24 protein-coding genes are annotated in these 19,795 nt (G+C 72.4%); 7 read left to right on the forward strand and 17 right to left on the reverse strand.

Going from position 1 to position 19,795, the window contains the following annotated elements:
* Positions 1–19: 19 nt before the first annotated feature.
* The gene (gene arfB / locus ABZW17_RS23480) at positions 20–436 is read left to right on the forward strand and encodes an alternative ribosome rescue aminoacyl-tRNA hydrolase ArfB (protein ID WP_354818115.1); all 417 of its coding nucleotides are present in this window, start codon (positions 20–22) and stop codon (positions 434–436) included.
* Here arfB and ABZW17_RS23485 read toward each other — a convergent pair.
* From ABZW17_RS23485 to ABZW17_RS23495, 3 genes are all read right to left on the reverse strand, one after another.
* On the reverse strand, positions 433–1,161 hold the full coding sequence (locus ABZW17_RS23485) for a GNAT family N-acetyltransferase (RefSeq protein ID WP_354817838.1): 729 nt from the start codon (positions 1,159–1,161) through the stop codon (positions 433–435). The genes arfB and ABZW17_RS23485 overlap by 4 nt on opposite strands.
* A gap of 175 nt (positions 1,162–1,336) precedes the next feature.
* Positions 1,337–1,993: a VanZ family protein gene (locus ABZW17_RS23490; protein ID WP_354817841.1), complete on the reverse strand. Its 657-nt coding sequence runs from the start codon at positions 1,991–1,993 to the stop codon at positions 1,337–1,339.
* Between the two features lie 263 nt (positions 1,994–2,256).
* Positions 2,257–3,165: a Gfo/Idh/MocA family oxidoreductase gene (locus ABZW17_RS23495; protein ID WP_354817844.1), complete on the reverse strand. Its 909-nt coding sequence runs from the start codon at positions 3,163–3,165 to the stop codon at positions 2,257–2,259.
* 77 nt (positions 3,166–3,242) lie between these two features.
* Between ABZW17_RS23495 and ABZW17_RS23500 the strand changes: the two genes are divergently transcribed.
* The 4 genes from ABZW17_RS23500 (at position 3,243) to ABZW17_RS23515 (ending at position 7,872) form a co-directional block, all read left to right on the forward strand.
* A complete protein-coding gene (locus ABZW17_RS23500) occupies positions 3,243–3,866 on the forward strand; it encodes a hypothetical protein (RefSeq protein WP_354817847.1) in 624 nt (207 codons plus the stop codon).
* Positions 3,856–4,920 carry a CbiQ family ECF transporter T component gene (locus tag ABZW17_RS23505; protein ID WP_354817850.1) on the forward strand — a complete coding sequence of 355 codons (1,065 nt, stop codon included), beginning with the start codon at positions 3,856–3,858 and terminating at the stop codon, positions 4,918–4,920. The genes ABZW17_RS23500 and ABZW17_RS23505 overlap by 11 nt, the downstream gene beginning before the upstream one ends.
* Complete coding sequence (locus ABZW17_RS23510; protein ID WP_354817853.1) at positions 4,917–6,515, forward strand: ATP-binding cassette domain-containing protein; 1,599 nt, start codon at positions 4,917–4,919, stop codon at positions 6,513–6,515. Before ABZW17_RS23505 ends, ABZW17_RS23510 begins: the two co-directional genes overlap by 4 nt.
* Positions 6,516–7,044: 529 nt before the next feature.
* On the forward strand, positions 7,045–7,872 hold the full coding sequence (locus tag ABZW17_RS23515) for an ECF transporter S component (RefSeq protein WP_354817856.1): 828 nt from the start codon (positions 7,045–7,047) through the stop codon (positions 7,870–7,872).
* On the opposite strand, the gene ABZW17_RS23520 is transcribed toward ABZW17_RS23515, so the two are convergent.
* Both ABZW17_RS23520 and ABZW17_RS23525 read right to left on the reverse strand, forming a co-directional pair.
* Positions 7,857–8,711 carry a 3-hydroxybutyryl-CoA dehydrogenase gene (locus ABZW17_RS23520; protein WP_354817859.1) on the reverse strand — a complete coding sequence of 285 codons (855 nt, stop codon included), beginning with the start codon at positions 8,709–8,711 and terminating at the stop codon, positions 7,857–7,859. The two genes, ABZW17_RS23515 and ABZW17_RS23520, sit on opposite strands and share 16 nt — an antisense overlap.
* Before the next feature lie 120 nt (positions 8,712–8,831).
* Positions 8,832–9,026 carry a DUF3073 domain-containing protein gene (locus ABZW17_RS23525; protein WP_003056942.1) on the reverse strand — a complete coding sequence of 65 codons (195 nt, stop codon included), beginning with the start codon at positions 9,024–9,026 and terminating at the stop codon, positions 8,832–8,834.
* 207 nt (positions 9,027–9,233) lie between these two features.
* Here ABZW17_RS23525 and ABZW17_RS23530 point away from each other — a divergent pair, with 207 nt between their 5' ends.
* Entirely contained in the window at positions 9,234–10,130 is an 897-nt protein-coding gene (locus ABZW17_RS23530; protein WP_354817863.1) for a hypothetical protein, read from the forward strand.
* Between the two features lie 78 nt (positions 10,131–10,208).
* On the opposite strand, the gene ABZW17_RS23535 is transcribed toward ABZW17_RS23530, so the two are convergent.
* Genes ABZW17_RS23535 through ABZW17_RS23545 form a run of 3 tightly spaced genes read right to left on the reverse strand, consistent with a single transcriptional unit; the run spans position 10,209 to position 12,887 of the window.
* Positions 10,209–11,141 carry an asparaginase gene (locus ABZW17_RS23535; protein WP_354817866.1) on the reverse strand — a complete coding sequence of 311 codons (933 nt, stop codon included), beginning with the start codon at positions 11,139–11,141 and terminating at the stop codon, positions 10,209–10,211.
* Positions 11,138–11,698: an aerial mycelium formation protein gene (locus tag ABZW17_RS23540; RefSeq protein ID WP_354817869.1), complete on the reverse strand. Its 561-nt coding sequence runs from the start codon at positions 11,696–11,698 to the stop codon at positions 11,138–11,140. The genes ABZW17_RS23535 and ABZW17_RS23540 overlap by 4 nt, the downstream gene beginning before the upstream one ends.
* A gap of 49 nt (positions 11,699–11,747) precedes the next feature.
* Positions 11,748–12,887 carry a folate-binding protein gene (locus ABZW17_RS23545; protein ID WP_354817871.1) on the reverse strand — a complete coding sequence of 380 codons (1,140 nt, stop codon included), beginning with the start codon at positions 12,885–12,887 and terminating at the stop codon, positions 11,748–11,750.
* A 31-nt stretch (positions 12,888–12,918) separates the two neighbouring features.
* On the opposite strand from ABZW17_RS23545, the gene ABZW17_RS23550 reads away from it, so the two are divergent.
* Positions 12,919–13,767, forward strand: a complete 849-nt coding sequence (locus ABZW17_RS23550; protein ID WP_354817874.1) for an aminodeoxychorismate lyase — start codon at positions 12,919–12,921, stop codon at positions 13,765–13,767.
* Here ABZW17_RS23550 and ABZW17_RS23555 read toward each other — a convergent pair.
* The 9 genes from ABZW17_RS23555 to ABZW17_RS23595 all read right to left on the reverse strand — a co-directional run bounded on the left by ABZW17_RS23555 (position 13,746) and on the right by ABZW17_RS23595 (position 19,776).
* Positions 13,746–14,171: a hypothetical protein gene (locus tag ABZW17_RS23555; protein WP_354817877.1), complete on the reverse strand. Its 426-nt coding sequence runs from the start codon at positions 14,169–14,171 to the stop codon at positions 13,746–13,748. The two genes, ABZW17_RS23550 and ABZW17_RS23555, sit on opposite strands and share 22 nt — an antisense overlap.
* Positions 14,172–14,269: 98 nt before the next feature.
* Positions 14,270–15,100, reverse strand: coding sequence for a biotin-dependent carboxyltransferase family protein (locus ABZW17_RS23560; RefSeq protein ID WP_354818118.1), 831 nt, complete (start codon positions 15,098–15,100; stop codon positions 14,270–14,272).
* 11 nt (positions 15,101–15,111) lie between these two features.
* On the reverse strand, positions 15,112–15,708 hold the full coding sequence (locus ABZW17_RS23565; RefSeq protein ID WP_354817880.1) for an allophanate hydrolase subunit 1: 597 nt from the start codon (positions 15,706–15,708) through the stop codon (positions 15,112–15,114).
* A gap of 4 nt (positions 15,709–15,712) precedes the next feature.
* Positions 15,713–16,327: an FABP family protein gene (locus ABZW17_RS23570; RefSeq protein WP_354817883.1), complete on the reverse strand. Its 615-nt coding sequence runs from the start codon at positions 16,325–16,327 to the stop codon at positions 15,713–15,715.
* 231 nt (positions 16,328–16,558) lie between these two features.
* On the reverse strand, positions 16,559–16,870 hold the full coding sequence (locus ABZW17_RS23575; protein WP_354817886.1) for a DUF1416 domain-containing protein: 312 nt from the start codon (positions 16,868–16,870) through the stop codon (positions 16,559–16,561).
* A complete protein-coding gene (locus ABZW17_RS23580; RefSeq protein ID WP_354817889.1) occupies positions 16,870–17,706 on the reverse strand; it encodes a sulfurtransferase in 837 nt (278 codons plus the stop codon). The genes ABZW17_RS23575 and ABZW17_RS23580 overlap by 1 nt, the downstream gene beginning before the upstream one ends.
* 32 nt (positions 17,707–17,738) lie before the next feature.
* Positions 17,739–18,170 (reverse strand): DUF4395 domain-containing protein, encoded by a 432-nt coding sequence (locus ABZW17_RS23585; protein WP_354817892.1) that lies wholly within the window; start codon positions 18,168–18,170, stop codon positions 17,739–17,741.
* A gap of 266 nt (positions 18,171–18,436) precedes the next feature.
* Positions 18,437–18,865 carry a thioredoxin family protein gene (locus ABZW17_RS23590; protein WP_354817895.1) on the reverse strand — a complete coding sequence of 143 codons (429 nt, stop codon included), beginning with the start codon at positions 18,863–18,865 and terminating at the stop codon, positions 18,437–18,439.
* Between the two features lie 11 nt (positions 18,866–18,876).
* Complete coding sequence (locus ABZW17_RS23595) at positions 18,877–19,776, reverse strand: DUF2993 domain-containing protein (RefSeq protein ID WP_354817898.1); 900 nt, start codon at positions 19,774–19,776, stop codon at positions 18,877–18,879.
* Positions 19,777–19,795 lie beyond the last annotated feature (19 nt).

Here is a 19,795-nt window from a genome sequence, read left to right on the forward strand (position 1 = left end):
GGACGTGGCAGCCGAAGACGTGGTGGTCGGCTCCCGGTTCACGATCCCGGGAGCCGAGTTGAGCGAGCGCTTTTCGCGCTCGTCCGGCCCGGGCGGGCAGGGCGTGAACACCACGGACTCGCGCGTCGAGCTGTCCTTCGACGTCGCTTCCTCGCCGTCGATCCCCGAGCACCTGCGGGAGCGGGTCCTGGCCGGGCTCGGCTCGCGCCTGGTGGACGGCGTCCTGACGATCGCGGCGAGCGAGCACCGGTCGCAGCTGCAGAACCGCGAGGCCGCGCGCGGCCGGCTGGCGAACCTGCTGCTCGACGCGTCGGCTCCGCCGCCCGCCAAGCGGCGCCCCACGAAGCCGTCTCGCGGTTCGAAGGAGCGCCGCCTGGCGTCGAAGAAGCGCCGGAGCGACGTGAAGCGTGGCCGCTCCGGCCGTTTCGACGACTAACTGAGAGACAGGTGCACGCACTCCCCGGCCGGCTGGTAGCCGACGCGGGCGTAGACGTGGCCGATCCCCAGGTCACCGGGGGTGAGGAACGCCGTGTGCGCACCGGCCTCGTGCACTTCGCGGGTGAGCCGCGCGGTGAGCGCCGCGGCGATCCCGCGGCCGCGGTACGCCTCGAGCACGGCGATCCCGGCGATCTCGGTGGTGCCGTCGACGATTTCGAGGGCGAGCCCGCCGCCGACGACCACGCCGTCGGCTTCCGCGAGGAGGTGCCGCACCCCGGGGCTCGGCTGTCCGACGTCGCCGGGGTCCGCGGGTTCGCCGAACGCGATGTTCTGCGCGCGACGCAGGTTCCGGAAGTCTTCGCCGGACTCCGGCACGCGCAGCCGGATGCCCGACGGCACCGCCCGGTCGACCCGCGCGGCCGGCGTGCAGGTCATCAGCGGCACCCGCCGTTCGAGCCCGTACCCCGCGTCGACCAGCAGTTTCTCCAGGTCGGGGGCGACATCGGTGAAGTACTCCAGCCGCGGGAGCAGGTCCCGGCTGCGGTACGCCGCGGTCAGGGCGTCGATCTCGGCGGCGGTCGGCTTCGCGCCGTCGTCCGGGATCGCGTAGTTGAGCATCGGGTGGGACGTGTCCGGCGAGAACGTGGCGAGGAACGGGCCGACCTGCTCGGTCGTGCGGCCGCGCGGCGCCGTCTTGCGGACGTAGGCCTGGATGGTGGACATGGGTGAGCCCTTCGAGCGCAGGTCAAGGAACCGCAGCCGGTGACCGGCGTGCGGGCGGGGCGCTGGGCGTCGGGCCTAGCGGGGGCCGACGCCGAAGACGGCGCCAGGCATAGGCGTTCATTCCTTGAACTCGAACGGGCTCTTCCCGGCCATGGTCGCACGGCCGGCAACCGGATTACTGGCGTTCCGGGTGCGCGATGGCCGCGTAGCGCTTGTCCCACACCGAGCGCGGCACCCGCAGGCTGAGCGCGGGCGCCTCGCAGATGGTGCGACGCGGCAAGGGGATCGCCACCGGGACGGGCGCGGGCGCGTCGAGCCAGCGCCAGCCGCGGCGGCTCAGCGCCGCCCCGAGTGTCGCGCCCGCGGCGTTGAGCAGGACGTCGTCGGTCGACGTCACGCGCCCGTCGTGGATCAGATATTGCGTACCCTCCACCAGCACGGACGCGAGCACCGCGGCCAGCGCCACCCGCGCCAGCGTCCGCAGGCGGCGGATCCGCAGCGGGAGCAGGGCACCGAGCGGGCACAGCAGCAGGACGTTGCCGATCACCTGCCAGAGGGAGCCGTCGCTGGCGAGCGCGGCGGTGACGTCGGCGCCGGGCACGAGGTCGAGCGTGCTGTCCGCGGAGTCCCCGACGGGCATCGTGACCAGGCAAAACACCATCAGTGCGACGAAGGCGACGGTGCAGTCGACGCCGGCCGTGGCGGTGGCGCGACGGGCGGGCATTCTTCGTCGGCGCCTCGCCGCGAGCAGTGGCCAGCCGAGCAGCGCGTACGGCAGCGCGATGGCCGAACCCGGAATCATCCCCCAGAAGGCGCGCAGCAGAGCGTCCATGCGCCTCCCTTCTTGAACCCCTCAAGATCTTCGATGCGCGGTGGATCGACCCAAGATCACCTTCGCATCACGGGATCGGCTCGGCATTCCGAGCGGACCGCACTATTCGGTGATCTTTCCGGTGGCGCCGGTGGGGCGGTCGTGGTTCGGTCAGGGGGTCGCACTGTCCACTGTGGAGATTGTGGACAACCCTGTGGATGAATTCCGGGCGCGGCGAGGAAACCCTTGTGGCACAGGGTGATCGCGTGAAGTGGGCCTGTGTACTACTTCGCGGCCAGTTGGCGCGCCTGCTCGAGGAGGACCTGCAGGTGCAGCCCGCGCCGGACGTCGCAGGGGTGCGTCGTCGTGCCGCTGGCGATCATCGCCGCGAAGTCGTCGAGCAGCGCGGTGTAGGACTCCTGCGCCGAGCCCGGCTTGCGCCCGAGCGTCCGGTAGCCGTGCTGACCCCAGACCGCGACCTCGACGACGGTCGGCTGCACCGGCAGCCGCAGCGAGAGCGTGGCCGTGCTGACCACGCCGCCCTCGTGGGCCAGCATCAGGTGCCAGAGGTCGCCGGGGCTCTGCCGGGCCGCCACCACCTCGGTGATCGGACCGAGGGCGGCGTCCAGCATGTCGAGCGCGTGCGGGCCGATGTCGTACAGCGCGCCGCCGTCGTCCTGCCGCCACTCCGAGGCGGCGTACTGGCCGCCGAGCAGGGCGCCGGACAGCCAGCGCGCGCCGCCGCCCGCCCAGCCGCCCGCCTGGGCGAGGCCGGCGAGCCACTCCAGCGTCTGCGCCGAGTAGCGCAGGGTCAGCACGACGAGGGCGGCCACGTCGGCGGCCGCGACCGCGTCGGCCAGCCGGTGCGCGCCCTCGAGGTCGGCGGCGATCGGCTTTTCGAGGATCAGGTGCTTCCCGGCTTCGGCGGCGCGCACGCCCAGCTCTGCCTGCACCGACGGCGGCACGGCGAACGCCACCGCGTCGACCTGCGCGAACAGCTCTTCGACACTGGCCGCGGCGACCGCGCAGTGCGTCTCCGCAAGCGCTTGCGCCGCCTCCGGCCGCCGGGCCCAGACCGCGGTCAGCGCGGTGCCGGGGTGGTCCGCCAGTCCGGGCGCGTGCACCGTCGCCGCCCACGGGCCGGCGCCGATCAGGCCGACGCGCAGCTGTCCGTCCGCGATGAGCTGTCCCACGGCCCGCAGTCTAGGTGTGTCCCGCGTCGCGCCGGAACCGCACCTTCGGCGGGCACCTACCTGGTTAAAGTGCCTGCATGATCGCCTCCCGCTTCGCCGTTGTCTGCGCGCTCCTGTTCGGCGCCGCCTTCGTGGGTGCCGCACCCGCTTCGGCGGCGGGCACCGACGGGACCTGCCCCGAAGGCGGCGGCGTCACGGTGGTCGTCGACTTCGGCGACCTGGGCCCTTCGCCGTTGGTCCGCTGTGCCGCGGGCGCGCCCGCGAACGGCATCGCCGCCCTGCAGGAGGCCGGGATCGACGTGGCGGGCTCGCAGAAGTACGGCCTCGCGGTGGCCTGCCGGATCAACGGCAAGCCGGGCCCCGACGTCGAATCCTGCGCGGGCATGCCGTCGGCGACGGCGTACTGGAGCTATTGGCACGCCTCCGCCGGGGGCAGCTGGACGTCGAGCCAGGAAGGCGCCCAGACGGCGAAGCCGGCTCCCGGCGGGTTCGAAGGCTGGGCGTTCGCGCGGCCGAAGTCCGTGAACGACATGCCGTCGCCGCCGCGGGTGCCGCCGGTGCGCCAGGCGGCCTCGCCGGCCCCCGCACCCGCCGCGGACCAGGGCGGTTCGTTCCCGTGGGGCCTGGTGATCGGGGCCGTGGTGATCGTGCTGGTCGGCGGCGCGGGGATCGTCGTCGCCCGGCGCCGGCGTGCGCAGTAGGGCCCTGCACCCCGGCGCCTGGTGGGCCTGGGCGCTCGCGCTGGCCGTCGCCGCCAGCCGCACGACGAACCCGCTGCTGCTCGGCCTGGTCATCGCCGTCGCCGGGTTCGTCGTCGCGAACCGGCGCAGTGACGCGCCGTGGGCGCTGGCGTTCCGGCTGTACGTCTACGTCGGCGCGCTGATCGTCGCCTCGCGCGTGCTGTTCCGGATCCTCGTCGGCGGCGAAGACGGCGGGCACGTCCTGTTCACGCTGCCGCGGATCCCGCTCACGGCCGGGTTGTCCCTGCTCGGGCCGACGTCGGCAGAGGAACTGCTCGGCGGCTTCTACGACGGCCTGCGGCTGGCGGCGATGGTGGTCTGCATCGGCGCGGCGAACGCCCTGGCCAACCCGAAACGCCTGCTCAAGGCCGTTCCCGGCGCCCTGTACGAGGTGGGCACGGCGGTGACGGTGGCGTTGACGGTCGCGCCGCAACTCGTCGAGAGCGTGCAGCGGGTGCGGCGAGCCCGGCGGCTGCGGGCGGGCCGGACTCGCGGGCTGCGGGCGGTCAAGGGCATCGTGGTGCCGGTGCTGGAGGACGCGATGGACCGGTCACTGCGGCTGGCGGCCGCGATGGACTCCCGGGGCTACGGGCGCCGGGAGTACCTGAGCCTGCGCCTGCGTGCGCTGATCGCCGGGTGTGTGCTGGCCGGCCTGGTCGGCGTGTGCGTCGGCGTCTACGGCGTGCTGGACGGGACGTCGTCGGTGTGGCTCGGCGTGCCGTTGCTGGCGGCCGGGCTCGCGGTGGCGGTCGTCGGCTTCGTCGTCGGCGGGCGGCGGGTGCGCCGGACGGCGTACCGGCCGGACCCGTGGCGGTGGCCGGAGACGCTGGTCGTCGCGGCCGGCGTCGCGGCGTGCGCGCTCCTGTTCGTGACCGCCCGGATCGACCCGGACCGGCTGTTCCCCTCGCTGAGCCCGCTGCGCTGGCCGGAGGTGTCCTGGGTGCACGTGGTGTCCCTGCTGGTCGCGGCGCTGCCGGCGGTCGTTTCGCCCCCTGCTTCGGAGGTCGTCCGGTGATCGAGTTCTCGCGGGTCACGGTGACCTACCCGGACGCCTCGCGGCCGGTGCTCTCGGACGTCTCGCTGACGATCGACGAAGGCGAGTTGTGCCTGGTCGCGGGCCCGACGGGGGCGGGGAAGTCGACGTTCCTGGGCGCTTTGAACGGGCTCGTCCCGCACTTCACGGGCGGCCGCCTGTCCGGCCGGGTGCTCGTGGCCGGGCGGGACACGGCCCGGTTCCCGCCGCGGGAGCTGGCGTCCGTGGTCGGCGTCGTCGGGCAGGACCCGCTGGCCGGGTTCGTGACCGACACCGTCGAGGAGGAACTCGCGTACGCGATGGAGCAGCTGGCGGTGCCGCCGGACGTCATGCGCAAGCGCGTCGAGGAGACGCTGGACCTGCTGGGCATCGCGGACCTGCGCAACCGTCCACTTCGGACACTGTCGGGCGGCCAGCAGCAGCGCGTCGCGATCGGCTCGGTCCTGACCGCGCACCCGTCGGTGGTGGTGCTGGACGAGCCGACGTCCGCACTGGACCCGACGGCCGCCGAGGACGTCCTCGCGGCGATCACCCGCCTGGTCCACGACCTGGGGACGACGGTGATCGTGGCGGAGCACCGGATGGAGCGGGTGGCGCAGTACGCCGACCGGCTGCTGTACCTGCCGGGCGACGGTTCGGTCCGCGCCGGGCCACCGGCCGAGATCCTGGCGACGTCGTCGATCGCCCCGCCGATCGCCGAGCTGGGCCGGCTGGCGGGCTGGTCACCGCTGCCCCTGTCGGTCCGGGACGCGCGGCGGGTCGCGGGGCCCTTGAGATCGAGGCTTCAGAAATTGTCGGTGGTGGGTCGTAGTCTCTCGGTGACCGGTTCGGCACTGGATGTGAGAGGGGTGGTGGTCCGATACGGAGATGTCCTGGCGGTGCGTGGGGTGAGCCTGCGTGTCGGACCGGGAGAGGTGGTCGCGCTGATGGGACGCAACGGCTCCGGCAAGTCGTCGCTTCTCTGGGCGGTGCAGGGCAGCGGCCCGAGGTCGACGGGGAAGGTCGACGTCGGCGGCGCGGACCCGGCGTCGCTCAAGCCACGAGTGGCCCGTCAGCGCGTCGGCCTGGTCCCGCAGACCCCGGCCGACCTGCTGTACCTCGATTCGGTGGACGCCGAGTGCGCACAGGCGGACACCGAGTCCGAGGTCCCGGCAGGAACGGTCCGGGGCCTGCTGGACAGGCTCGCCCCGGGAGTAGCCGGTGAAGCGCACCCCGGCGACCTCTCGGAAGGGCAGCGACTGGCGTTGGTGCTGGCGATCCAGCTGGCGTCGGCCCCACCCCTGGTCCTGCTCGACGAGCCGACCCGCGGCCTCGACTACCACGCAAAAAGGCGCTTCGCCGCGATCCTGCGAGAGCTGGCCTCGCAGGGCCGCGCGGTAGTGCTGGCCACCCACGACGTCGAGTTCGTGGCAACGGTGGCCACCCGCGTGGCGGTGATGGCCGAGGGCGAGCTGGTGGCGGACGGCCCGACGAAGGAGGTGATCGTCGCCTCGCCGGCGTTCGCCCCGCAGGTGGCGAAGATCCTCGCGCCGGAGCCGTGGCTGACGGTCGACGAGGTCGCGGAAGCGCTGGGATGAGGGAGGAGGGGAGCAGGAGGAGGGGAGGGGTGGGGGGCGGGGGCGGGGGCCGAAGGAACCGAATGCGGCCGGCCGCCGGTCCGCCCGGCGCGGCGATGGCTCGCAGGCCCGGCCCACGGGCGGTGCTGTGCGGATCCGGGTGCTCGGCGTGCAGGCCCACGGGCGGTGCTGTGCGGATCCGGGTGCTCGGCGTGCAGGCCCACGGGCGGTGCTGTGCGGATCCGGGTGCTCGGCGAGCAGGGCCTCGGCGGTGCTGGTGTGCGGTTCCGATGCTCGGCGAGCTGGCACTCGCGGTGCTGGTGTGCGGTTCCGATGCGCAGCGGGCTGGTGTGCGGCCCCGGGCACCTGGTGCGCGCCTGCACCGGCGGGTGCCGAGAAGCACGAACCGGGCAGGCGCCGATGAGCGGTCTCGCGCGTCCCTCGTCGGCCGCATCCTCAGCGCCGCCGCGTGGCCGCCCGAGGCCCGGCCGTCGCGCAACCGTCGGCTCGAAGCTTCCTCACGCACATCCGCACCCACAGAGACCGCGCCATGACTGACTTCCTCGGCCCACCGCCCCGGGTCATCCGCCTGACCCCGCGGCCCGCCCTCGTGCTCGCCGTCGCCAGCGTCCTCGGCCTGGCCATGTTCTGCTGGCCGCTCTTCGCTCACCCGCGGCCTGGTGCTGTCGCGCACGCCGCCGATGCGCCGTTCGTCTTCATGGCCACCCTGCCCGTGCTGATCCTCGTCGTCCTGGCCGAACTGTCGCGGGGTGGGATCGATGCCAAAGCGCTTGCGCTGCTCGGGGTGCTGTCGGCCGTCAATGCCGGGCTTCGTCCGCTCGGGGCCGGGACCGGGGGCATCGAGCTGGTGTTCTTCCTGCTCGTGCTCGCCGGGCGGGTCTTCGGGCCCGGGTTCGGGTTCGTGCTCGGCTCCACGTCGCTGTTCACCAGCGCCCTGCTCACCGCCGGGGTCGGGCCGTGGCTTCCGTTCCAGATGCTTGCGTCGTCGCTGATCGGGCTGGGGGCCGGGCTGCTTCCGCGCAACCTGCGCGGCAGAGGCGAGATCGCCGTGCTCGTCGGCTACGGGGTCTTCGCCGCCTACTTCTTCGGGGTGCTCATGAGCCTGTGGACGTGGCCGTTCCTCGCCGGCGACTCGGCCCAGCTCGGGTTCGTGCCCGGGGCGCCGCTGCTCGACAACCTGCACCGGTTCGCCGTCTACACCGTGCTGACGTCGACCCTCGGCTGGGACACCGGGCGCGCCGTCACCAACGCCGTGGCCATCGTGCTGCTGGGGCCGGCCATTCTCGCCGTCCTGCGGCGGGCTGCCAGGCGCGCCGCATTCGGCGCGCCCGTCAGCTTCGGTCAGCCGTACGAATAAAACCCGCGGCCGGTCTTCTTGCCCAGGAGACCCGCGTCGACCATGCGCAGCAGCAGCGGCGGGGACGAGTACAGCGGCTCCTTGAACTCCGCGTACATCGAGTCCGCGATCGCCTTGATCGTGTCCAGCCCGATGAGGTCGGACAGCCGCAGCGGGCCCATCGGGTGGGCGGTGCCCAGCTCCATGCCGCGGTCGATGTCCTCGGCCGAGGCGAAGCCCGACTCGATCATGCGGATCGCCGAAAGCAGGTACGGCACCAGCAGGGAGTTCACGATGAAGCCGGCGCGGTCCTGCGAGCGGATCACGGTCTTGCCCAGCGCCGAAGTCGCGTGCTCCTCCGCGCGGCGGGCGGTCTCCTCGCTGGTCAGCAGCGAGGGCACGAGCTCTACCAGCGGCAGCACCGGCACCGGGTTGAAGAAGTGGATGCCGACCACCTGCTGCGGCCGGCTCGTCGCCATGCCCAGCTTCATGATCGGGATCGACGACGTGTTGGACGCGAACAGCGCGTCCTCGGTCTCGACGATCTTGTCGAGCTGGCGGAAGACGTCGACCTTCGCCTGCTCCTGCTCGAGGATCGCCTCGATGACCAGTTCGCGGTCGGCGAACTCGCCGATGTCCGTCGTGAACCGGAGGGCGCCGAAGGCCTTCTCGGCCTCCTCGGCGGAGAGCTTGCCGCTCTTGACGCCGCGCTGCAGCGACTTCTCGATGCGGGCCCGGCCCGCGTCGAGCGCCGGCTGGCTCACCTCGGTGATCACGACGTCCAGCCCGGCCCGCGCGTGCACCTCGGCGATGCCGGACCCCATGAGGCCCGCCCCGACGACTCCAACCCGACTCACCATCGGCTCACTCCTTCATCGCTTCGCAGCCCGCGCCTGTTTGACACGAATGTGGGCAGCACGCGACGCGCGAGGGCGGTAGCCGGATGTGGTCCGGCGCCGCCCTCGCGCGTTTACGCGTGCTCAACGACGGTACTCGTCGTACCCGTCGTCGTACGGGTCTTCATACCGGCTGTCGGCAGGGTCCTCATGGTGGTTGTCACTTGAGGAGTTACTCGACAGCTCGCGCTGCAAAGCATCGAAGTCGGTCTCGTGCGAGCTGTACTTGAGCTCACGCGCCACCTTCGTCTGCTTGGCCTTAGCCCGGCCGCGCCCCATGGCTCGACCCCCTCGCACAGGGGCGGGGCGGCCGGGGGAATCGGCGGCCCCGCATCGTCTCGACAATTCTTTCCTGCTCACACCGTACCGTGTCCGGGGGGTTCGATGCGACGTGGCACGGTGTGCCGGTCGCGACAGCGTCCGCCGGACACCGGTTACCGGCCGGTCGGTGGCGATCGGTGCAGGTAGACGTGCCACGATCTACCCGTGCTCCGTCCCTTCGTGGCTTACCTGCGGGTGTACGAACCGCTGCTCGCCCTGGGCGATCCGCCGGACGAACGGCTGCGCGCGTCCGTGGCGGCGGCCAAGCTGCGGCGGACGGACGCGGGCGCGCGCGAGCAGGCCATGTGGCTCAAGTCACAGGTGGCCGCCCCGCGGCGGCTGCTGCCCGCGGAGCTCGCGGACGGCCGTCCGGCGCCCAGCCTGCTGACCGACGTCCTGGTGCTCGACGCCGCCGACGTGCCGGACGGCAAGGCGGAACACGGCCCGTTCGTCTGCCCGCTGGAGCTGCGCGCCCGTTCGGCGGCGGCGCTGGTCACCTTCCTCGGCGACGCGCACCCGGCGCTGAAGAACGTCGTCCTCGACGAGGGCGGGTTCACCCAGGAGACGATCCGCGGCCGCACGAAGTCGGCGATGGCGGACCTCAGCACGTCGGCGGCGCACACGCTGTCGACGACGTGGACGGTCCCGTTGCCGTGGTTCGTGCTGGTCGAGCCGGACGAGCGCAAGCTGGTCCTCGGCACCGGCCGCGACGACCCGCGGCGCGAGCTGTCCTGGCGCGCCACCCTCGCCGACGCGCAGCACCGCGCCCGGGAGGCCGGCGAGCTGCTGGAGCAGACGTTCGGCGATTCGGGCCCGGGCCGCGTGCTGTTCGAGACGCGCCGCTGGCTGGACAACTTCGACGCGGACTCGGTGGTCGAGCTCGACTACGGCGGCCTGGTCCAGCTGTTCGCCGACCCGGTCCTGGAGGCCGACAACACGGCCGACGAGGTCCACGACATCCTCGACGCCCTGCGCTCGGGCAACGTCGAGGAGCTGGCTGAGCTGTTCTCGGACCTACGCGAGTTCTGGGGCGACGTGGCCGCCCGCGAGCGCGCCAACTAGTGGACAACCTCGCGCCCCGGCGCCTTCGGCCGGCCGAAACCGTCGGTGCCTGCCGGTAGCGTGGAAAACGGGGGCTGCTCAGCGCAGTTCCGGCACCCGGACCGCACCCACCGGCCGCCCGCCGCCGAGCACCTCCGGTGCCGCAACCTCCGCCAGCCCCGAGACATCAGCGCCCAGGTACCGCAGGGCCTCCACCGCCAGCGGTGCGCAGGCCCGCTTCGCGCCGTCGTCCATCTTGATCGCCACCGCGAAGCCGTCCGGCAGCGCGAACGCCTGGACCCCCTCCGCGCCCGCCTTCGCGATCAAACCCTCCACACCGGACATCAGCGCCGTGTCCTCGCGCCCGGTTCCCGCCACCAGCCACGGGTGCGCCCGCATCGCCGACGCCACCGCGAACTCCGGACCTTCGGAGGCTGCGGCGATGCGGCCGAACGCGCGGGCCAGGCCCGTCAACGAGAACGCGAACAACGGCGCGCCACAGCCGTCGACACCCGTGTGGGCGATCGGCTCGCCGGTCAGCGAGGCCACGGCCGAAGCCAGCGCCTGCTGCAACGGGTGGTCCGGGGCTTCGTAGCCCGACGTCGGCCGGCCCGCCCGGACGCACGTCGTCAGCATCGCCGTGTGCTTGCCCGAACAGTTCATCGTTACGCGGCGGGGCTCGGCCGCGTCGCGCATGCTCGGCACGTGCAGCGGGAAGTCCGGTGGGCACGCCAGGTCGTCCTCGCGCAGGCCGGCCGCCGACAGCAGCTCCAGGACGCGCTTGACGTGGCCCGGCTCGCCCGAATGGGAGGCGCACGCCAGCGCCAGGTCCTCGCCCGTGAAATCCAGGCCCGCGCGCAGCATCCCGACCGCCTGCAACGGCTTGTTCGACGACCGCGGGTACACCGGGGACACCACGTCACCCAGGGCCAGGCGGACGCCGCCTTCCGGGCCGGTCACCACGAGTGCGCCGCGGTGGACGCTCTCGACGAACCCGGACCGCACCACTTCCGCGAGTACCGGGTTCGTCACTCCGCGCGGCCCTCGTTCTCCAGCAGCTCGTCCACTGTGGCCGAACCCTGCTGGTAGCGCTTCGCGATCTCCGCGTTCAACGTGTCCATCACGCCTTGGACCTCACGGCGGAACGACGACACCGAAAGCTCTTCGCTCGCGTACGTGTCCAAAGCGGAAGCCAGCTTCTCGTCCGACAGCGACCCGACGTCGGTCAGGTCCGTGTCGCCGATCAGGGCCTCCGCGTGCCGCCGGTGCTCGCCCGCGCGGGACGGCTCCAGCTGCTGGTGCCGGCCCGAACCCGCCGCCGGGCCCAGTGCGTTGTCGGCCAGGATTGTGGCCAGCTGGTCGACGATGCTCGCTTCGCCGCCCGAACTGCGCCGGGTCTGTTCCGCGCGCACGATGTCGATCCGGGCGTGCAGGAGACGGCGCAGGTAGGACAGGTCGGTCTCTTCCTGCGCGGCTTCGTCGCGCCGCTCGCGCAGCACCTTCAGCGGCAGTTCACCCAGGCCGCTGAGGTACCCCGGGCCGAGCACGCGGTCGATCCGCCGCCTGCCGCCGGGCCGCACTTCGATCACAGCGCAGTTTATCCCGGTTGAGCGTGATCTCGCTGTCAGGGGCTTTCGTTCAGCCACGGAGTTGCGCGGCTGCGGCACGGCCGGGTGCGGGCTGCTCCGACGGCACCGAATCGGGGTCGATGGCCGCCTGCACGAGGTTGTCCCCGGATCCCGCCAGTAGCTCCGCGCCCACCGGCGTCGACCGCTTGACCAGCGCCAACGCGATGGGTCCGAGCTCGTGGTGCTGGATCACCGTGCCGATCCGGCCGACCGTCCGGCCGTCGAGCAGCAGCGGGTCGCCGGTCTCCGGGGTGACTTCCGGTGAGCCGTCGAGGTGCAGCAGGAGCAGGTTCCGCGGCGGGCGTCCCACGTTGTGGACTTTCGACACCGTCTCCTGGCCGCGGTAACAGCCCTTCGCGACGTGCGCGGCCGAGCCGACCCAACCGGCTTCGTGCGGGATCGTGCGCTCGTCGGTGTCGACGCCCACCCGCGGCCGCACCGATTCGACGCGCAGCGCGTCGAACACCCAGCTGCCCGCCGCCCGCGCGCCCGCGTCGGTCAGCCGCTTCCACCAGTCCACCAGCGCGGCGCGCGGGACCGCCAGGTCGACGCTGGACCGGCCCGGCCACGGCATCCGCCGGGCGAAGCCGCCGCCCGGCAACGCCGCGACCGCGTACGGCTCCGGGCCGACCTCGGCGCCGACCGCGCTCAGCACGCGCTCGGCGTCCGGGCCCAGCACCGTCAGCAGCGCGAGCTCGCCGGTCGCGTCGCGGATGTCCACCTTGGACCAGAACTTCATCGCCTCGAGGTACTCGTGCAGCGTCTGGGGGCCGCCCTTGGGCAGCGCGCTGGTGACGCGCGGCTCCGGGTCCGTGTCGAGGTAGACCGTACCGTCGAGGTGCGCCAGCACCATGTGCGTTTCGACGCGGCCCTGGCTGTCGAGCACCAGCGCCTCGGTGCCGGACCCCTCGGCGAGGCCGGTCACGTGCTGGGAGATGACCAGGTGCAGCCACGACAGCCGCTCTTCGCCGCTGACGGCGAGGAACTCGCGGTGCGAGCGGTCGATCACGACCACGCTGCGCGAGGCCGTGCGCTGCTCGGCGAAGGGGTCTCCCCAGTGCCAGGGCACTCCGGCCTCGGGGTGCACAGTGTCTGACTCGGGGGCGGGGATCGATCCGGGCACGTCCAGCAGCGGCGAGCGGTACGGCATACCGCCCAGCCTAGGTGAGTACCGTGTGCCCATGCGCGTCCTCGTCTTCCTCGACGGAACCCCGGCCGATCCCGACGTGGCCCAGATCAAGGTCGACGACCTCGGGCTGATGCGCGGCGACGGCGTCTTCGAGACGATCCTCGTCGTCGACGGCAGGCCCCGTGAGCTGCGGCCGCACCTCGAGCGGCTGGCCCGCTCGGCCGCCATGCTCGACCTGCCCGAGCCGGACCTCGCGGCCTGGGAACGGGTCGTTTCGCTCGTCGTCGAACGGTGGACCGGCGGGCCCGAAATGGTGCTGAAACTGGTGTACACCAGGGGATCCGACGGCGACCCGGCCGCGGTGCCGACCGGCTTCGCGCTCGGTTCGGCGGTCTCGCCGCCGATCCTCAAGGCGCGTGCCGAGGGCGTCGCCGCGATCACCCTCGAACGCGGCTTCCCGCCGGACCTCGCCGAGCGCGCGCCCTGGCTGCTGCTGGGCGCCAAGCCGCTTTCGTACGCGATGAACATGGCCGCGGTGCGGGAAGCGGCGCGTCAGCACGCCGAAGATGTGATTTTCACCGCCGCCGACGGTTCGGTGTTCGAAGGCCCGACCTCGACCGTGGTGCTGGCGAAGGGGCGGACGCTCTACACGCCGCCGTCGAGCATCGGGATCCTGCCGGGTACCACCCAGGCCGCGCTGTTCCGCGGCGCCGAGAAGGCGGGCTGGGCGGTCAAGGTGGAGCCGCTGACCGTGCGCGACCTCGTCGAGGGCGACGGCGTGTTCATGGCCTCCAGCGTCCGCAAGCTGACCCGCGTGCACACCCTCGACGGCGAGCGGCTGCCCGATTCCGCGGCGGTGTACGCCGAGCTCGTCGCGGCCTACGAAGGCGAATACGCCTGATTCTGGCTGATCCGGACGACGGCGGGCGCGACCTCTTCGGCGCGGTAGGCGGCGATCTTGTGGTGGCCGTCGATGATCAGCTCGCGTTCGCCGTCGGCCAGCACCACCGCGACCGGCCGGTGCCCGCTGCGGATGGCCGTCCGGTAGTAGCCGACGCGGGCCTCGTCCGACGGCGGCCAGGCGTCGGTCGGCGTGAGCTCCTGGCCGTCCGGCAGCCGTTCCGGGCCGCTGACGCGGTAGTCGCCGTCGACGAGCAGGTCGAGGACCGGGCCCAGGGTGGTGGCCAGGGGACGGCGCAGCTGCCCGGTGGCCAGCGCGATCCGCAACGACTGCGGCAGCTCCGCCCGTGCCCGCGCGTTCACGTCGAGGAAACCCGTGCCACCGCTGATCGTCACCTGTTCCACGCTTATCAGGACGGGCGGCGGCGCGACATGGTTCCGAGCCCTACCCGGACGGGTGCACCGCGTGATCCGGGTCTCACCCGCGTGGCGGTACGGCTTGCTCAGGAAGGGCGGAACCGGATTCGGGTGCCCGGCCGAGCCTGCGCGAGGGCGCTCAGCGCGGCCGTCCTGACGACGGCGGCGACCGGGTAGCCGCCGGTCGTCGGGTGGTCGGCGAGGAACACCACCGGCAGGCCGCTCGGCGGCACCTGGATCGCGCCGGTGACGACGCCTTCGCTGGGCAGCTCGCCGTCGACGGCCCGGCGCAGCGGCGTCCCGTCGAGGCGCAGGCCGACGCGGTTCGAGTCCGCGGTCACCGTCCAGCCCGCCACGAGCGCGCCGGCCGGGTCGTCGAACCAGTCGTCACGCGGGCCGAGCGTCACGGGCACCACCAGCTCGCCCGGCGCCGGGACCCCCACGACGACGTCCGCCCCGGCCGGCACCCCGGGCTCGCCCAGCGGAAGCACGTCTCCGGCGCGCAACGGCTCGGGGCCGATGCCGGACAGGACGTCCCGGGACCGGCTGCCCAGCACCGGCTCTACCGCGATACCGCCGGAGACGGCCAGGTAGCAGCGCAGACCCGCGGCCGGCGTGCCGAGCGTCAACGTCTGCCCCGCCCGAACCGGCAGGGGCGCGTGAGACCCGACCGGACGCCCGTCGACCCGGACGTCGACCGCCGGGCCGGTGACCGCCGCCGTCACCGCCGTCGTGAACCGGACGGAGAGGCCGCCCAGCAGGGCTTCGATCCCGGCGGCGGCCTCGGGGTTGCCGGCGAGCCGGTTCGCCAGCCGCAGCGACGCCTGGTCCAGCGCCCCCGAAGGCGCGACCCCCAGGTGGGCGTAACCCGGCCGGCCCAGGTCCTCCACCAGGGCATATCGGCCCGGATCGAGCACCTCCAGGCTCCTCACCGGACGCTCCGGAAGCGGACGCGGTCCCCCGGCGCGAACAGCGCGGGCGGGTCCGCGTGCGGGTCGAACAGCGTCGCCGAGGTGTGCCCGAGCAGCCGCCAGCCACCCGGTGACTCGCGCGGGTAGACGCCGGTGAACTCGCCGGCGATCCCGGCCGACCCGGCCGGGACGCGGGTCCGCGGCGACTCCAGGCGCGGCTGCTGGAGCTGCGGCGGAAGCCCGGTCAGGTAGCCGAAGCCGGGCGCGAAGCCGGTGAACGCGACCGTGTAGACCGCCTCGGTGTGCAGGTCGACGACGGCGTCCGTGGAGACTCCGGCGTCGGCGGCGATCAGGGGGAGGTCCTCGCCGTCGTAGTGGACGTCGAGGGTGACTTCGCGCGGCTCGTCCGCGGGCGGGTGCGTGAGATCGGCGGCTTCGAGCAGCGCCCGCACCGCGGCGGCACCGCCGACGACGAGCAGGCTGCGCGCGCCCGGCACGAGGTCGACGACCCCGGGCGGGCGCGCGGCGAGCACGGTGGCGTGGGCGGCCCGCAGCTGCTCGAGCGAGTCGCAGTCGAGCAGGGCGGCGTCCTCGCCGCACCGCCGCCAGCGCACGGCTTCAGCCGACGACGCGGTGCAGCAGGGCCGAGGTGTGCGGCTGCATCTCCTGGCCCACCATCGCCCGCTCCTCGACGTAGCCGAGGGAGCCTTCGATCAGGCCGTACAGCCGCTGGGCCGCCGTGACGTCCTTGGCCGTGGCCGTGCGGATCACCGCGTCCGTGCCGAGCTCCCACGACGTCTGGTTGCGCGGCTTGCCGTAGTACAGCTCGACGATGCCGGTGTTGTGGGTGAGCAGCAGCTCGATCGTGTCGTCTTCCTGCGGCCGCCAGAACCCGGACTCGCGGGCGGCGGGGCGGATGACGTTGCCCTCGTCGTCCAGCAGCCACGCGCGCGACTCGTGGACCAGGAACGGCCGGCCGTCGTGCGAGATCGTCAGCTGCTGGGCGAACTTGCGGGGGCCGTCGATGGTCGGGTAGTCGACCTCGCCCTCACCGCGCCAGACGCCGACGAGCGGCAGCAGCGCGAGGCAGGCGTCGTTGAGGTTCGGCCCCTCTCGCAGGTTCGCCGTGTCGTTGGGGATGGGCAGGTCGTCCCACAGCGGGAGGTTGCGCGCACGGGTGCTCTCCGCGCGCCTCTCCGCTGCCACGATGGCTTCGTCGCCGCTTGCGGTCATGGGTCAGCGCTGGTCCGCGTACAGCCGGTAGACGACGTACACGGCGAACCAGGTGATGGCCACGCCCGCGAGGACCAGCAAGGTCGTAAACAGAGCTTCCACGGCAGGCAGCTTAGTCCGCCCGGCCCGGGAAGGCCCTGCGCAGGGTCGCCGCGGTGAGCACGGTCACCCGCCCGGAAACGCCGTGAAGGCCTCCCTGCCGAAGCAGGAAGGCCTTCACGGGGAACGAACTCAGGCGACCGAAATCGCCAGCTGGTGCAGGCCGGGGCCCTCGGCGGTGACCGAGGCTTCGCCGTTGCCGGTGCGGTGCAGCGCCCGGACCGTCCACTCACCCGGCGCCGCGTAGAAGCGGAAGTCGCCGTCGGCCGACGAGACGACCTCGCCGGTGAAGTCGCCGCCGCCGTCCAGGAGCCGGACGAACGCGCCGCCGACCGGCCCGTCCGCGCCGGTCACCTTGCCGGCCAGCACGACCTGGCCGCGCGTGTCGTAGTCCGCCGGCGTGGCCTCCTGGACCGGTGCGCCGCAGCTGTCGTCAACCGCCATCACTTGGCTCCCAACTCGACCGGCACGCCGACGAGCGAGCCGTATTCCGTCCATGACCCGTCGTAGTTCTTGACGTCCTCGTAGCCCAGCAGCTCGTGGAGCGCGAACCACGCGATCGAGGAGCGCTCGCCGATGCGGCAGTAGGCGATGGTGCCCCGGCCCTCGTCGATGCCCTCGTCCTTGTACAGCTCCTTGATCTCTTCCTCGGTCTTGAAGGTGCCGTCCTCGTTGGCGACCTTCGCCCACGGCACGTTCAGCGCGCCGGGGATGTGGCCGGGAACCTGGGACTGCTCCTGCGGCAGGTGCGCCGGGGCGAGCAGCTTGCCGGAGAACTCGTCGGGCGAGCGCACGTCGACGAAGTTCTTCGATCCGATGGACTGGACGACCTCGTCGCGGAAGGCCCGCAGGGAGAGGTCCTGGTCCTGGGCCTGGTAGTCGGTCGTGTCGCGCTTGACCTCGTCGGAGTTCAGCTCGCGGCCGTCGAGCTCCCACTTCTTGCGGCCGCCGTCGAGCAGCTTGACGTTCTCGTGGCCGTACAGCTTGAAGTACCAGTAGGCGTACGCGGCGAACCAGTTGTTGTTGCCGCCGTAGAGGACCACGAGGTCGTCGTTGGCGATGCCCTTCTCCGAGAGGAGCTTCTCGAAGCCCTCCTTGGAGACGAAGTCGCGGCGCACCCCGTCCTGCAGGTCGTTCCGCCAGTCGAACTTCACCGCGCCCCGGATGTGGCCGGCGTCGTAGGCGGTGGTGTCCTCGTCGACCTCGGCGAACACGACGCCGGGGGTGTCCAGGTTCTCCTCGGCCCACTGGGTGGTGACCAGGACGTCTTCACGGCTCATGAGAACAGAACTCTCTTTCTGGGGTTGAACTTTCAGGACGCGCGGGCGGGCGTGAAGCGTTTGATGAGCAAGAACATTTCGCAGCCCAAGCAGAAGTCGAAAGCCGCGTTGAGGAAGGCCGCGAACAGCGCGAAGGCCGTCGCGACGATGCCGAGCGGGGCGACGTCGAGCGCGAACCCGACCGTGCCGGCGAGGGCGAACACGAACCCGACCGCCTGGGCGAACCGCAGCGGCGCCGCGTCCTCCCGCTCGCTCGCCGGGCCGAGGCGCGGGGCCACGAGCGCCCGGTAGACGATCGAGTACGGCGCCTGCTTCAGGCCCACGAAGGCCCCGATCGCGAAGACGACGGTCTGGGCCGCCAGCAGCGGCCACCACTGGGTGAGCAGCACGACCGCGAGCACGATCGTGGTCAGGATGGCGGCGAACCGCGGGCCTCGCGGGTCGACGGCCGGTCCGGCGGGCATGGTGCCTCCAACGGGAGCTACGGATGAGCGTGCGAACCGCACGCGTCAGCGGCATCAGGGCTGGCGGGGACCGGATGGAAAGGTTCAGTGCCGGTCGGACTGAACGCGACACAGGCTGCTGCGGACGCGGCAGAGGTCGACTGCGCGTCGCTGCGTCAAGAAGGTGGTCAGCCCGGTCACGGGTGCGAGGGTACCCAGTGCTCCCTCAGAGTGGGAACCACGTTCATACCTTGGGACGATTCCCGGTTTCTGGGACAACGCCCTGGTCAGGGCGTCCGAGTCGTGAGATGGGGCCGCAGGGCGTCGAGCAGTTCGGGTCCCTTGGGGACGCCGCCGACGCGCAGCAGCTCCCGGCCGTCCGGGGTCAGCGCGATCGTGGTCGGCGTCCGCAGCACCGACAGCGACTGCGCGACCTCCGGCTGGTTCGTGACGTCGAGTTCGACGTGGTGCAGGCCGTCGGTGCGCTCGGCCAGCGGCGCGAGCACGGCCTTCGCGTGCCGGCAGGGCGCGCAGAAGGTGGTGGAGAGCTGGACCAGCGTCACGGCGGACGCCGGGTCGAGCACGTCGGTGACGGGGGCGGGCAGCGCACGGGCGGTGGGCCTGGCGGCCCGGACCCGGCCGTTGCGCACGCGCAGCAGCGCGCCGACGGCCGCCGCGGCCACCAGCGTCGCCACGAGCACCCACAGCCCCGTCACCGCACCGCTCCCTACTTGCTCAGGTCCGCGAAGGACACGTTCGCCGCTTCGCCCTTGATCGTCACCGATCCGCTCTGCACCCGCACGCCGGTCGGGGTGACCGACAGCGGGAGGTCCTTCGTGCTGATCGACGCGCTGAAGTTCGGCAGCAGCACCTTCTGCACCGCCTGCGGGACGACCGTCGTCTCCTGGTCGTTCCCGAACTGCAGGCGCTTGGGGACGAAGTTGATCGTGCCCTTGGCCGCGTCCGCCTCGATCATCGCGAAGCAGAAGATTTCCAGATCCTTGCCCGCGAACGAAAGGTGTCCCGAAATGCGGACACCGGTGCTCGACTCGTCCTGGTCGGCCTGGCCCTCGGTGGTCTTCGTCGTGGTCGGCGTCGGCTCGCTCTGCCCGCTGTCGCCGTTCTGGACGTACTCGGTGGTCGACGGCTCGATCCGCAGGTCCTTGATCTTGTCCAGCGGGGACAGCCGGGCCAGGTCGGCGGCCTTGATGGTGACCGCGCCGGTCAGCTTGCCGATGGTGATCGCCTTCGTGTTGCCGTTCGTGATGTCCGACAGCGGCGCCTTGACGTCCTCGAGCTCGGCGTTCACCGCGACGTCCTGCAGCTTGTCGGCGACCGGAATGCCGGCGGCGGACACGCTGATGTGACTGTAGTCACCGCCGAGGGCCTGCGTGAGGAACGGGAAGCCGTGGATCGTGACCGACGGGTCGTCGGTCAGCTGCAGCTGGGTCCGCGCCTTCTGCGAGATCAGGTGCTCGGCGTACGCGGCCGCCCCGAAGTCGGCGCCGACCAGCAGCAGGACCAGCACGACGAGGGCGATCACCCAGCGCCGGGCGCGGCGGCCGCGGCGTCGTGCGTCCGGCCTCGGTGCGGGTCGGTCGTCCCGGGTCACGGGCCTGCTCACCATCGCGTCCGTACTCCTGTTC

Source organism: Amycolatopsis sp. NPDC004625 (assembly GCF_040609695.1).
In the GTDB taxonomy this organism is placed as follows: domain Bacteria; phylum Actinomycetota; class Actinomycetes; order Mycobacteriales; family Pseudonocardiaceae; genus Amycolatopsis.

Coding starts and splice junctions, on each gene's coding strand:
- ABZW17_RS23545 (WP_354817871.1), bottom strand. CDS start 12,887: ATGCCGTACCGCTCGCCGCTGCTGGACGTGCCCGGATCGATCCCCGCC.
- ABZW17_RS23570 (WP_354817883.1), bottom strand. CDS start 16,327: ATGACCGCAAGCGGCGACGAAGCCATCGTGGCAGCGGAGAGGCGCGCG.
- ABZW17_RS23490 (WP_354817841.1), bottom strand. CDS start 1,993: ATGGACGCTCTGCTGCGCGCCTTCTGGGGGATGATTCCGGGTTCGGCC.
- ABZW17_RS23585 (WP_354817892.1), bottom strand. CDS start 18,170: ATGCCCGCCGGACCGGCCGTCGACCCGCGAGGCCCGCGGTTCGCCGCC.
- ABZW17_RS23525 (WP_003056942.1), bottom strand. CDS start 9,026: ATGGGGCGCGGCCGGGCTAAGGCCAAGCAGACGAAGGTGGCGCGTGAG.
- ABZW17_RS23575 (WP_354817886.1), bottom strand. CDS start 16,870: ATGGCGGTTGACGACAGCTGCGGCGCACCGGTCCAGGAGGCCACGCCG.
- ABZW17_RS23550 (WP_354817874.1), top strand. CDS start 12,919: ATGCGCGTCCTCGTCTTCCTCGACGGAACCCCGGCCGATCCCGACGTG.
- ABZW17_RS23595 (WP_354817898.1), bottom strand. CDS start 19,776: ATGGTGAGCAGGCCCGTGACCCGGGACGACCGACCCGCACCGAGGCCG.
- ABZW17_RS23520 (WP_354817859.1), bottom strand. CDS start 8,711: ATGGTGAGTCGGGTTGGAGTCGTCGGGGCGGGCCTCATGGGGTCCGGC.
- ABZW17_RS23580 (WP_354817889.1), bottom strand. CDS start 17,706: ATGAGCCGTGAAGACGTCCTGGTCACCACCCAGTGGGCCGAGGAGAAC.
- ABZW17_RS23515 (WP_354817856.1), top strand. CDS start 7,045: ATGACTGACTTCCTCGGCCCACCGCCCCGGGTCATCCGCCTGACCCCG.
- ABZW17_RS23485 (WP_354817838.1), bottom strand. CDS start 1,161: ATGTCCACCATCCAGGCCTACGTCCGCAAGACGGCGCCGCGCGGCCGC.
- ABZW17_RS23500 (WP_354817847.1), top strand. CDS start 3,243: ATGATCGCCTCCCGCTTCGCCGTTGTCTGCGCGCTCCTGTTCGGCGCC.